The 13,906-nt window shown below is 57.5% G+C and carries 4 protein-coding genes; 1 reads left to right on the top strand and 3 read right to left on the bottom strand.

Translation table 11 applies throughout. The annotated features are described in order from the left end of the window. The first annotated feature begins 91 nt into the window (after positions 1–91). Positions 92–1,198 (top strand): DUF1080 domain-containing protein, encoded by a 1,107-nt coding sequence (locus tag JNK74_02470; protein MBL7645032.1) that lies wholly within the window; start codon positions 92–94, stop codon positions 1,196–1,198. A gap of 1,675 nt (positions 1,199–2,873) precedes the next feature. On the opposite strand, the gene JNK74_02465 is transcribed toward JNK74_02470, so the two are convergent. The 3 genes from JNK74_02465 to JNK74_02455 all read right to left on the bottom strand — a co-directional run bounded on the left by JNK74_02465 (position 2,874) and on the right by JNK74_02455 (position 13,855). Next, positions 2,874–9,521 carry a tetratricopeptide repeat protein gene (locus JNK74_02465; GenBank protein MBL7645031.1) on the bottom strand — a complete coding sequence of 2,216 codons (6,648 nt, stop codon included), beginning with the start codon at positions 9,519–9,521 and terminating at the stop codon, positions 2,874–2,876. A gap of 614 nt (positions 9,522–10,135) precedes the next feature. Then, positions 10,136–12,094 (bottom strand): acyl-CoA dehydrogenase family protein, encoded by a 1,959-nt coding sequence (locus JNK74_02460; protein ID MBL7645030.1) that lies wholly within the window; start codon positions 12,092–12,094, stop codon positions 10,136–10,138. Between the two features lie 237 nt (positions 12,095–12,331). Then, positions 12,332–13,855 carry a long-chain fatty acid--CoA ligase gene (locus JNK74_02455; GenBank protein MBL7645029.1) on the bottom strand — a complete coding sequence of 508 codons (1,524 nt, stop codon included), beginning with the start codon at positions 13,853–13,855 and terminating at the stop codon, positions 12,332–12,334. Positions 13,856–13,906: the final 51 nt, after the last annotated feature.

Genomic DNA, 13,906 nt, shown 5'->3' with positions numbered 1-13,906 from the left:
AAGTTTGTGGGCTGTCATTGTAGGGAATATTTCCCGTCCGTGGCAATCCCGCAAGTTCTTACCCAAAGTAGTTAACGGAGAGGAGAATATCATGTTTCGCACAGTACGCAAGCTGGCGCTCGCCGCGGCCGTCGCCGCGATGCCGCTGGCTGTCCAGGCCGCCGACGTGGCCGAGGGCAACTGGATCAACCTGTTCGACGGAGAAAGCCTGTTCGGCTGGACCCAGTTCGGCAATGTCGGCTGGGAAGCCGGCAACGGCGTTCTTTCCGCCAGCACCGGCGACGGCGGCTGGGTGGCCACCACGAGCCAGTTCAAGAATTTTGAGCTGAGCGCCGAAGTGAAAATGGAAGGCCCCGGCACCATGGGCCTGGCAGTCCGCGCCGGTCTCGAAGGCCACGCCAATGAAAACGGCGGCGGCACCATCTTCTACGGCAATGAAAATAACGACAACCAGTGGCACACCATCCATGTGAAGGCCGTCGGCGATGCCATCGAAGCCAACATCGACGGCGCCCCCGTTGAAGTCAAGGCCAGCCGCGACAAAGGCTATATCATCATCCAGTACCACCGCTATCACCGCTTCCGGGCTCACCCCTTCAGCCTGTCGGTACAGAACGTGAAGCTGCGCCCCCTGGGACTCTCCCCCATCTTCAACGGACAGAACCTCGACGGCTGGAACATCATCCCCGAGAAGAAGTCTGAATTCTCCGTCGTCGAAGGCGCCATCAACATTAAGAATGGCAACGGCCAGATCGAGACCGCCGGGCTCTACAAGGACTTCGTCCTCCAGCTCGACATTATCTCCAACGGCGAACGCCTTAACAGCGGCGTATTCTTCCGCGGTCCCGTGGGTGTGTTCTGGAAGGGCTACGAGTCCCAGGTCCGCAACGACTGGAAGGGCGATGATCGCAGTGCCCCCAACGACTTCGGTACCGGTGGCAACTACGGCAACCAGGAGACCCGCAAGGTCGTTTCCACCGATCACGAATGGTTCCAGAAGACCATCGTGGCCGACGGCAACCATACCGCCGTGTGGATCAACGGTTACCTTGTGAGCGACTTCTACGACGCTCGTCCCCTCAGCCCCGAAAACGACGGCAAGAACGGCTACGTCCCCGGCCCCGGCACGATCCACCTCCAGGGCCACGATCCGACAACCGACCTGTCCTTCAAGAACATCAACATCCAGGAATACTAGTCCCTGGGTGTACAGACACAATGCCAGAGGCGGCCTTCGGGCCGCCTCTTTCTTTGCACGACGACCGGCTCGTCTAGCGTCGAAAGCCCAATCGGAAACTGTACCCATAGAAAAGTCGCCGTATGCATTCCATTCGGTATGTCCACCTGGGTAGGCGGTTTCCGGGGACGGACCCGCGCGCGCACTTCGGCTGGGGCAAGGCAGACCGAGGCCCTTCACCACACCGAGCCTCGGCACAGGAGCACCGTGAGGCGGGAGCCTGTCCCGAGCGGGCGTTAGCGGGGAGACCCGCACGACACGCCGTCGCGACCTTAGTACCGATACCTTGCTGGAATTGCTGGGGGTCAAGACAGAGTTGTACGTAGCGGGGATGGACGTGCTCGAAGGATTTCGTGCGAGTGCACGAACGACGGCGGCGCCAGCGGCGCGGTAGTGTGGACGCTTCGCAGGGGAACAGTCCTCCGGCTCCGGAGTTTCGACGCCCACCTGGCCCTGCGACACGACTTCAATCGAACGACACGTGCCAGGAGGATGCAGTCCCCATGGGGCAGCCGACGGGACCGTCCTGCGGACAAGGCAGAGGGGCACAGCGCAGGCTCCCCCGCGCCAACAGGAACAACTGTCCGAACGAAGGCCCCCACAATTCGCGGGACCGTCCCGCGATTTTAAAAACGGGGGACAGTCCTGAATGGCACTTACTTAAGGACTGGTGCGAAGAAAAAGACTCCACGGGTGCCACCCTCAAGTGGGGCAGCTTCGCTGCGGGAGCTTGTGGGTGATGAGACTTCACGCCGACAGAAACTGCTTCAAAGCCAGTAAAAACCAGCACAAAGTATCGTCCAAAGTTTAGCTTTCTGAACCCACCACACCCACAAGCTTCCCCCGCTGCGCTCCTCCGCTTGAGGGTGGCACCCGGCGTGGCCCTCGATAATCTGCGATTACTCCCGTTAAGTAAGTGCCATTCGGGACAGACTAGGGCTTTTATAGGTCACTGTCCCCGTTTCCCCCATGTTTATTGTGTCTGGCGGCCCTCCAATCAAGGAATCTCCATACGCACCACTGAACATAGAGCACAATGGGCAGAAGAAGCAACATTATCACCGGAACAACAATAACGTGAAAATGTTGGGCTCCCGAGACGTCATTCGTAGGCTTTCCTAAAACCCAAAAGAGCATAAATACGAAGTAGTATCCCAACACAGCGATTCCCTGCTGAAGCCGTCGCACATTGGAAGATACGAGAGCTAACACTAAGGCTAGCATGGGAATACTCAACCAGTACCCCGCCACTGCGGCACTAGGTCGCAACCCAAGGAGATTTGCATCCCTGCGCGTAAGGTGGATTCCAACTAGCAGGAGCACGCCCACCGCAATCGTAATGGCGAGATATTTGCTGAGTTTCATTTTGACTATCCTAGAACTCGCTGTTGAGCTAGTCAATCAGCAATGAGAGTTTCACTACATCACGACCTGAAGAAACACGAAATCTCGCAATGCAATTAGCGTCGATCATTGAGATATATCATACTAGTGGTCAGATCAGGTTGATGAGTTTTTAATCGCAGTGACGACGAAATCGAATTCGTCCCTGCCCGACAGGTAAGAAGGAGGCACACTTCCTGAGATGTTGGAAACACTTTAAGAATATATCGCCCCGTAAATCTAGGCCAATTCATTAGTTGGCAGTAATAATCGGCGAAGCAGTTCCACTTCCACTCCATTGTTCGTTCCAATTGGCATGTATGTCGTAGGGTATTCCAATACCCATTTCGAACCCATATCCTGTCGGATCTCGGAAACTATCGTTAAAGCTAAAATTTGAACTGCACTGATAGGTATATTTTCTCGTTCTGCAGTCTAACACAACTGAGCATCTGCCATTTTGATAAAGGCGATGCCAACCAATGGACCACAATGGATTTGTATAGGGGTTATCAACACTGCCAGGCCCCCTTGCGACATCTATCCCCTGGCTCCCAGAATTACCTACCGAGCCGCTAGCCCATCGCAACCCCTCAGTAACAAAGCACTTGAAGGCAAGCCTATCGGCAAATTGCGTTGCGCGAGTTGTCAAGTCACGCTTTTGTGCATTAACAAATTTTTTCACCAAGTGGTGAGCTCTATAGTTATCCAGCAGCCCGACATCCTTTAGGTTTATGCTTTGACCCCATCCAAAATAGTACCACCATACAAAGTCATAACTACTCCACTCTCCCCCGCTAATATCTACTCTCGTAACAGGATTCTCACCCGCGTAGACATAGACGTTAGGTCCATCAACCATACCTTGGGGATCACGTGCAAGCCAACGTGAAGAATCTATGGAATAATCTCGGTATTGAGCATGGTAAAGATTTACCCTCGCATCATATTCATGCCCCCCATATACTGAATCAACACTTACTGGCAAAGTGTTGTCGTGGCTGGCTCCGAAGGGAACAAAATCTGCGGTGCCCAATTCGATTCTTGAAGCATTGTACGCACTCCGCGTGGAACCTAGGTGGTCTGTCGCTAGATAATTGTACGTGCCTGACGCGGGACTGCTTCCAAGAATATCGGCTTGTCCCTTCATGTGTGTCTTTAGCAATGGACCATCACCAAGCCCGGTTCCTTGCCCTTCCTCTTGTATTGCCTGGTCTTTTTTCCAATTGTACCAAGTAAAGCTAGTTCCATCATCGCGCGATCTCCTGTTCCCATCGCCGCCCGTCTCGTAGGTCACATTCCCTTCTCCGGGGAAGTCGCTCGTGACGCTGTAGAGCTTACCGCCGTAGCGATAGGCATAGGTAGCGTCGTGGGTGCCGTCGTCTCGGGTCGCCAGACGGCCCCAGTCGTCATAGGTCATGGTGGTGGTAACGCCGTTCTTCGCGTGGGTGATTTGCTCGTTGGCGTTGTTGTAGGTGAAGGCTTCCGTGGTGCTTCGGGTGCCCGCGATGAGCTGGATGTTGTCGAAGCCATGCTCGGAGTTGGCCTGGGCGCGGAAGTAAGCCGCGCGCACTGTGGTGGTCTTCGTCGTGGTGGTCGAGATGATCTCGTTGAAGTCCTCCCCTTCCGCACCCCAGTAGATTTTCACCGAGGTTCCGTCCAAGTTGGCCCGGAGTTTATACCAGGTATTCTGGGCCACCGTTGTAGTGTAAGTTGCAAGCGTAGAGGAAGTGCCTCCGTCTACCTGTTGCAATTTGATATTGCCTGGATTCAACTCCAAATAGAGACGGTTGTTCCCGTCGATGGTGCGAAGATAAACATCCACGCGTCCGGTGCTACTGTAGCGGACATAATCGAAGCTCAGATCGTGGTCGGCATCCGTCTCGCTCAGGTACAGGTCGCGCACCGTCGTATCAAGGGTGTTCTTCAATACCCCGCCCGATACGGTATAGTTCGCCGTGTTCCCCGACCAGCCGGTGTGATTGCCATCCTCGAAGTCGTCATACCACGGGACTTTTTTCGTCAGCATGTTGTCGGCATCGTCATAGGTGTATTCATAGGTCGCCAGGATGGTGGGTGTGGCATGGTTGCCCCGAATGGCATCGGTCAAGCGGTCGCGACCGTCGTAGTCATATTCCCAATAGGAACCATCCTCCTGGTCGATGCGGGTGATGTTGCCGCCATCATCGAAGGTATAGTCGAAGCCCTGCTTGACCGTGGTCCCGTCCTTGTGGTGGATGGAGTTCTGTCGGCCCGACGTGTCGTAGGTGTATTCCGTGTGCATACCATTGGGGATGTCGACCTGCGCCAGTCGGTTTCCCGTATCATAGGTGTAGGTCCAAACCTTGCTGCCCGGCGCGGTGAGTGTCGCCAGTTGGCCGATGTCGTTATAGGTATAAGCGGTGGTGTTGCCGTGGTAGTCCACTATGGACAACACATTCCCCGCGTTGTCGTAAGTGTAAGTGAGCACGGAGTCATCATAATCCGTTATTGTCTCAAGACGGCCCACGGCGTCATAGCCATAGCGAAGCCCGTCCACGGCATCCAGCCAATCCGTCAGCTTTACCAGGCGACCTTCGCCGTCATACTCGTAGTTCGCGGTGTAGGTGCTCGTTCCATACTCCACGGATTCAACCTGCCCCGTGGTGCTGCTGTAGGCATAGGTCGTTGGATCTACCGTGCCCGAAGTGCCCGCACCAACCGATTCCTTGCGACCAGCCGCATCATAGAAGTAGTGGATCTCCTTGCCGATTTCGTCCGTCACCTTGGTCAGACGAAACGCGGAATCATAGGTGTTGGTTGTCTCGTGGCCGAGCGAATCGCTTACCGTAACCAACTGGCCGAGGCTGTCGTAGGCGTAGTCAATATCACCCACGGCATCCGTCACTTTGACTGCCCGGCCCATGTGATCATAGTCGTAGCTTGTTATGTTACCGCCGAAATCCGTGCGCGAAGCCACCTGGCCCAACGCGTTGTAGGCAATGGTGGAGGTGATGGTGCTGCCCGCCGGGCGAGTAATCGTCGTGAGGCGATTCATGCTGTCGTAAGTGTAGTCGGTCTCGATACCCGCCGCGTCAATGGTGGTCTCCAAGAGGCCGTCCGCGTTGTAGATCCACTCGGTCTCATGGCTTAGGGCGTCGGTCTTCTTTATCAATTTCGAACCGCCGCCACAGCCACCGCAGCCGGGACCACCATATTCGTATTCCGTCACCTCCCCGCGCGGATCTGTCATTTCAATCATATTGCCGAGATCATCGTACACATAACTTGTGGTAATGGCGAGTCCAGAGGGATCCTGTACTGTTTCCTCCAGTCGGCCCAAAGTATCGTACGTATAGACAGTCTCCACTCCTGTCGGGCTTATGTCCTTGGTAACCTGACCATAGGCATCATATTCGTGCTGGATGCCCGCAGCGTCCAGAGAAGGATGGGTCGTCTTTTCGAGGTTATGGTTTGCGTCGTACTCATTGACGGTTTCGATACCCGCCCCATCGATGGTGCTTTCAACCCAGAGACCTGATGGGTCGTACTCGTATTCCGTCACGGGCCCCGTACCGTTGCTTGCCGTAAGTGCCTGGCCTACAGCGTTGTAGGTATACTCCGCGTAGTCCACGCTGCCGGGCGCTGTCACCTCTGTTAGATTACGATCTGCGTCGTAGGTGTTGGTCCAGCGTTCATAGGTAGTAGAATCAATGTAGTAGTCGGAATATCGCGAAAGACTCGTGTCTCCGGTCACCGGCGTTTTCACCTGCTTCGCAAGTAATGTCGCGCCATCCCAGTTGGTGTTTGTGGACGCATTTGTTGTAATGCTTCTGTCGTAGACTGTGGTGAGACCGTCCACATTGTCGACTTCTATCTTATGGGCCTCGTAGAGCGAAAGACTGTTCAGCCCAAAGGCCCAAGCGAAGTCCGTTTCCACGCCCCTCTTGTTCGTAATTTTGGTGATAAAACGCGATCCAGACAAACTACCGCTGGTGCCGTACTCGTACTCCACCGTCTTTGCGGCGTGGTCGGTGACGGTAACCAATTCGCTGGATCCGTTGTAAGCAAAGGATACCGAATTGAGTACGGTGCTGTTCTTCTTCAACTCCACCTTTGTGATGAGGTTGCCGCTGTAGGTGAAGGCCAGGTGTTGGGCATCTCCCGCCGGAGACTGTACTTTGGTCAATTTTCCCAAGGCCACGCTGGCATTGTCGTATGTAAAGGTAACAGTATTCCCCATCGCGTCCACAAGGGATTCGACGCGGGCGATGAAGTCCCCCGACGTGGTGGAAGGACTAAACTCGATTCTTGATCCACTGCCTGTTTCCAGCGTGAAGGCCAACGTGGTGGTATTGCGTTTCAGCACGTTGGCTAGCTCATCTGGATTCGCAGTCGCGGAGCGCTTATAGATATTGTAACCGCCCGCAGTGGAATCGAGGGTGTAGGTCCGGTAAATACCCTGAGCGTCCCAATAGAGCACGGTACCCGGCGTTGCCCCGCCAGACGTGCGCAAATGCAGGTTATAACTGTGGGACCATCCAAGGCCGATATTATTCTCCCACCACTTAGCGGTACTCGATGTCTCCGTACGAGGGGAGCCTTTCTCCGCGCGGTAGCTGCGACTAAAGGCGAGTCCCGAAGCACCCCGTGTTTTGAGCGACAAGTCTAACTCGTTCAGATTCAGCGACGTCGTAAATGGATCAATCTCGGCATTTACTCCGGGAGAATTCACTCCAATCGTTGGTATTCCAACGGAAGATTTGGGCAGATCAGGTGGGATGCTGACCGGCCCCCCGCCTCCTCGCAATTCTTCCATCGCGGCCGGTGGGAGCGCCTTCGCAATCGGTGGAACACTGTTGCCCAACACCAGGGCCTGGCCCGCCCAGCGCTTCGCGAAGGTGGCGAGATTCAGCGCGGACTCGGGTTGTCCGGAATCGTAGATGCGCAGTTGTTCACCCGCGACTTGAGAGACAAGGACGAAGTGGTTGCCATCCAGCAGCGCGACGAAGGGTATCGACACTTCGGCAAGATCGTTGGCCTGAATGCCCGTGAGGGGGAGTCCTTTTGCATCCGCCGCGCGGGAGAGGGCTGCCATAGTGGTGCCAGTACCGTCGGTTCCGGCCAGGGTCGCAAGCTCTTCCACAGTGCTCGCGATACCTTTCAATTCCAGCAACTTTTGCAGGGCCTGGGGTCCGCAGTGCATGGCGAGTTCGCCTTTGCCCTCGGACTGCGGCGCTCTGGTGGAGGCGACTTCCACGGTATCCTGCTGATTCGCCAGGATGTACTCTATGGCCTGTCGCGCGGCGGGAGCAGAACGGGTGTCGCCGTAGCGCTCCAGGACTTCGCCATAGAGCTGGAGGGCCTGGGGATAGTCGCCGTAGGCGTGATAGAGGCTCGCCATGTTCAGCAGGCCCGCGTCGGCATTCGCATCCTTCGGGAAGCGCGTCAAGAACTCCTGGTACTTGGCGATGGCGATTTCCGGGTCGTAGGGGTTCTGGCGGGCCGCGATATCGGCCAGCAGATACATGGAAGCGGCCTTGGCCTCCGAGCCTTTGGGGTATTGAAGGGTGCGGTTGAAGTGTTCCGCGGCGCGGTCAAAGTCGGCGAGGGCATACCACGCCTGACCCACTTCGGATTCGATGGCAGCCTGGAGCCAGACGTAGACACCGGAGTCTTCCAATGCTGCCTGCACGCCCGCGCTTTCCAGTTCGTCGATCAGGCCGCCAAAGACGAGGGTGCGCTCGGCGGGGTTGTCTTCGGTGAGGGTGTAGACCTCGGCCAGCAGGAGGCGACCGGTCCACCGGGCGATGGAGGGCTCGCCCTGCCGAACGACGTTTTGCAGGTAGGCCACGCAGCGGTCGTAGGTCTCGCCGCCCATGTATACCGCCGTGTCGTAGTAGTAGTGCATGATGTCGCTCTGGAGCGGGTGGGCGCTATCCTGCTGCATCGTGCGATCCGCCAGATCCATGGTCTGGTCGGCGTAGGTGCGGGCGCTTTCGGCATTATCGGCCTTTTGTCCCTGGAGCATGCGGTGCTGGAAGAACTCGATGAGGGCGTAGCGGCTTTCCACGGAGCGGAAGCGATTCAGCAGGGCCTCGTTGCCCTGGGGCAGGCCCGCTTCGACCACTTGGAAGGGCGCGGAATCACCCCCTTCCTCTTTGCGGATCAGGGCGTTGAAAATGTCGTTGAACTGGGTCTGGGCATCGAGCACGGGGGGCGTGTGGGTGTATTGATCCATCACGTCGAGGGTTTTGAAGAGCGCGCCGAGGAAGTCGCCCGCGAGGAGCAATTCGTTGGCCGCGATGAGCTCGGGCGCGGCGGGCGAGACTTCCGGGTGGGTGAGGTAGTGGTGGGAACTGACCCGGGGTGCGGGCGGCGCGTCACCTAGCTGGGCTACTTTAACCTTGGCCTGGAGCGGCTCGGGATGGTCCAAGCGCTTGAGAAAGTCTTCGGCGCTCGGCAGGGCTTTCGCGGTGCGGGGCACGGGCGCGTAGTCGACTTTCGCGCTGGGCTTCGCGGCGGCGGTGGGCTGCGGGTGCTCTTCCAGTTTGCCTTTGAGGCGATTGGTCGCGGGGGTGATGGCGAGGTTCAGGTTGGGGACTACGCCTTCGGATTGGGCGAGTTTGGATGCGAGGCCTTCGGGCGTGGGCGGGAGTTGGGGTAAGGTGGGACTGGGCACCGGAGACGCGCCTTGCGGCGCTGAAACCACAGGCGGGACGCCTGTGCCACCTTCCTGGATTCCCGCTTGTGCGGGAATGACAGTACCCTCGGTAAGCGATTCGGGACGGAGGGGAATGGGGGCTGCGGGAATACCTGTGGGACCGGCGTCGGCCAGCATAAGAGGTTGCGCGGGGGATTCCGGCATTCGGGGCTCGGACGCGGTGCGCAGGGAGGACTCCATGTCGAGCAGGGTGTCCAAATCAATAGATTCTGTTGCCCCCCCCCCCGCAGATGCCGCAAACGCGGGAAGGAAATACCACGCCTGCACGGAGGTGGGAAGGAAGCTCAATGCGGTGACGAGAGATATGCATCGAAAAAATGCACGGTGACGCGAAAAGAGATACATTGGGGAAGCCCTGGTCCTTACTGTTGGTTGCCCGATATTTATTAAGTGTTGCCGCGACACGTGCCGCTGAGTCGCAACCTTACAGAAAATCTGTGCGCTTGTCAAGATAGAATTTTATCTAGTACACTGGCTGACGGCGCATTGTGATCAAGTCCAGAATAGCCCGTGTTTTTCTCTTGCGGCGGGGCGATTTGTCCCGATTTGAGACAAAAAACGGCTGCTTATTCTGAATGGAACGTCGGCATATTCGACGACCTCGCTCACCACGGGACAGCCTCGCCGGTTGTTGTTGACTGCGCCCGTGGGGTTTCCCTCTGGAGGGGACGGATGCCTTTGCGTTCCAGGTGGGCAGCGGCGAGGCAGTCCCCGCCGCGCAGAACGCAACCTTCATTATAGAAAACGCGGACACCGAAGTGTCCGCGCCGGTGAACCCTCTTGCGCAAGGATTCGTTTGGAAAGTGTTGGGGCTACGCCTGGTTCGCGGCTTCCGGCTCCAGGACTTCGTCGGCGGGGGATTGCTTGCCGCGCTTCGCTTCGAAGGCGTGGATGCTCTCGTTCATGAATTTCTGGTATCCGGGCGGCACCTCGGTATAGATGCCGCTGCAGATCCAGTCAAACTTGCCGTCCATCGCGTCTTTGGAAAGTTTGCTGTATTTACTGTTGTGGTTCTTCGTGACCGCCTTCAGGTTGGTTTTGACCCGGTCCTGGGCGTCGGTACAGAACAGATCGACCAGTTGCTGGAGCTCTTCTTTGTGTTCCACTGTGGGCAGCAGGGCATCGGCGTAGGACAGCACCGCCGCCATCACAAAGAGGTCTGTGCCGATATCAACGAAATTGGCCATAATTAGTTGCTCGCGCTCCAACTTCTGCTGGTAGCGCGCCATCGTGTGGAACATGGCCCGGGCAAGCTTCTTGGCGTTTCGCCCGATGAAGATAAGGTGGGCCTGATTGTGATGATCCAGATGGCTGGTAGCGTATCCCCCGCCAGCTGGCAGCCACTGCTTCGGATACCATTTCGCGTAGAACGGCAGGAAGCTCTTGAAGAAATGGCTCACCTTGTTGCCACCGGGCATCATGAGGGGCATAATCTGGCTGACATGCACGTCCATCGCCTCGCGGGCGATGAAGAGCCGCATGATCTCGTCTGTACCTTCGACGATGCGGGCAATTCGGGCGTCTCGCACCATCTTCTCGGCGGCAATGGGTTCTTCGCCGCGCTTGGCCAGCGACTCGGCAGTTTCGTATCCCCGTCCGCCACGCAGTTGGAGAAAGTCGTCGGCTATTTTGCAGCCGTGGACCGTGGTGAAGTATTTCGCCATGGCGGCTTCCAGGCGGATATCGCTGCCGCCCTTATCGGCCATGGCGCAGCCGAGCCAGGTAACAGCCTCCATGGCGAAGGTGTCGGCGGCGATAGTGGCCACTTTCTGGGCGGTATTCTGGTGCTTGCCGATGGGCGCGCCCCACTGCTCGCGCTCTTTGGCCCATTTGCTGCCCGCGAGGATGGCGGCCTTGCCTCCGGCCGAGGCCGTAGCGGGGATGGAGAGGCGACCGGTGTTCAAGGTGACGAGGGCAATCTTGAGCCCTTCGCCAGGCTTCCCGATGATGTTCTCCACGGGCACTTTCACGTTGTCGAAGTTAAGCAGGCCATTCTGAATGCCGCGAATGCCCATGAAATCGCAACGGTGAATTACGTCGAAGCCGGGAGTGTCCGTTTCCACGATAAAGGCCGTGATCTGCTTCTTTTCTTTGCCCTTCACCGTGATGGAGGGCGTGCGCGCCATGACCACCATGATCTCGGCCTGGGTGCCGTTGGTGATCCAGAGCTTGCGCCCATTGATGATGTAGTGCTTGCCGTCGGGCGTGGGTTCGGCGAAGGTGGTCATCTGAGCCGGATCCGAGCCGACACCAGGCTCGGTGAGGGCAAAGGCGGAAACGGCACCTTTGGCAAGGCGCGGCAGATACTTCTCTTTTTGTTCCTTCGTTCCGAAGAGTTTCAGCGGCTGGGGCACGCCGATACTCTGATGGGCTGTGATACCCGCCGCCGTGGAGGCGCAATAGCTGCTGATAAACGCGCAGGCGCGGCTGTAATTCGTCTGGCTGAGACCGAGACCGCCGTATTCCTTCGGGATCTTCATCCCGTACGCACCGACGGCGGCCAACGCCTTCAGGGCTTCTCGCGGTATGACGCCGTCCCGGTCCACGCTGCTGGGGTCGATGTGCTGTTCGAGCACACCCCGGAGCACTTCGATATACTCGTCCCCTACTTGTCGATCTTCGGCAGACTGAAGCGGAAATGGATGGATATGCTTCCAGTCAAAATTGCCTTTGAATAGCTCTGCCACGAAACTCGGTGCCTGCCACCCGGCTTCCCGGGCGTCTTCGGCGACATCCAGGGATGCCTGTTTGGCTTTATCGTCCAATTGCATAGGCTGCCTCTCCTGATCTGTGGTCTGACACGTCCGCTCTCTGTGACTATACCGCCCGAGTTCGGGTTTTATTTGGACTGGACCGGGTGGCCAAACCTACCGACCAGTATATACCACAATTATGGAAATGTGTCGAATAGTGATTGGAAGGGGGCCAGAATACGAATCAGACCGATCAATCGGATCGGACTGATCGGTCTGACGGGGTTCAGTACGAAGAACGGCTACGCACGCGCCTCACACGCCGCGCAACTCGCGCTTCAGTATCTTGCCGGTGGGGCCTTTGGGGAGTTCTGGAAGCACTTCCACTTCCTTGGGCCATTTGAACTTGGCGGTCCGCTCGTGGAGATAGGCCTCGATCTCCGCCGGCTCCAGGGACTGGCCCTCGCGCGCGGACACGTAGACCTTAACTTCCTCGCCCCGCATGGGACATGGGACACCGATTACGGCGGCCTCAAGCACCTTGGGGTGGCCGTAGAGTACCTCCTCAATCTCGCGCGGGTAGATATTCATGCCGCCGCGGATGATGAGGTCCTTCTTGCGGTCCACGATGTAAAAGAAGCCTTCCGCATCGACCCGGCCCATGTCTCCGGTATGAAACCAGCCATTCACGATAGCCTCGCGGGTGGCTTCGGGGCGGTTGTAGTAGCCCTTCATGATGTTGTGCCCACGAATCACCACCTCGCCCACTTCGTCCACTGCGGCAAAGCTGCCGTCATCTTTCTTGATGGCCACATCCACACCCCAGATGGGCTTGCCGATGGAGCCTACTTTAAGCTTGTCACCCGCCTGGCTGAAGGTGGCCACGGGGCTGGTCTCGGAAAGGCCATAGCCCTCCAGAATCGTGATGCCGAAGCGCTCCTGGAAGCGGCGATGGACCTCCTCGGGCAGGGCCGCGCCGCCGGATACCGCGTGGGTAATGGAGGACAGGTCGTACTTGCAGTTGTCCGCTTCGTTCAACATGAAGAAATACATGGTGGGCACAAGCGCCAGCAAACGGACCTTGTCGCGCTCAATGACCTGCATGGCCTTTTCCGTCTCGAAGCGCGGCAGCAGCGACATGGTGGCGCCGGCGAGGACCGAGGCGTTCAGAAGGCAGGTTTGACCGAAAGAGTGAAACAAAGGCAGCGTCACCAGGCAGACGTCCCCCGGCTTGGGCTTGGTGATTTCGCGCGTGGAATAAAAGGCATTGAAAAACAGATTGAAGTGGGTCAGCTCGGCCCCTTTGGGCGCCCCCGTGGTGCCGGAAGTGTAAAGGATCACCGCCGTATCGTCCGGCATGGTTTGAACCGTGTCAAACTCGGCCTCCGCCGACATGATCAATTGCATGAAGTTTTCGCCGACGGGCGGGGCCTCGAGATCGGTCGGAGCGCTCACCGAGATATAGTGGCGGCAGGCTTCGCAGGTGCGGAACGCCTTGATGGCCTCATTCTCAAAATGTTTGAAGGCGAAAAAGGCCACGGATTCGGAATCATTGAGATAGTGCTCGATTTCGTGTTGCGTGTAGAGCACATTCACCGGCACCACGGTGGCGCCCGTGTGCAGAATCCCGTAATAGATAATCGGGAAGTGTGGCGTGTTCGGAATCATCATGGCGACTTTGTCGCCCTTGCCGATACCCTTGGCGCTCAGCGCGCTGGCCACGCGCTTGGCGGCGGCGGCCATCTCCGCATAAGACAGTCGAAAATCATCCAGGATGACGGCTGTGGTGTCGGGATACTCCGCTGCGGTAACGTCCAGGAAATGGGCCAGATTAAGCATTCATCACTCCGATCTACGAAACTTCGCTCTTGCCTCGGCGGGCCGGGGAAA

Source organism: Candidatus Hydrogenedentota bacterium (assembly GCA_016791475.1).
In the GTDB taxonomy this organism is placed as follows: Bacteria; Hydrogenedentota; Hydrogenedentia; order Hydrogenedentales; family JAEUWI01; genus JAEUWI01.
The sequence above is the reverse complement of the archived record's forward strand: the minus strand, read 5'-3'. Positions and strand labels throughout refer to the sequence as shown.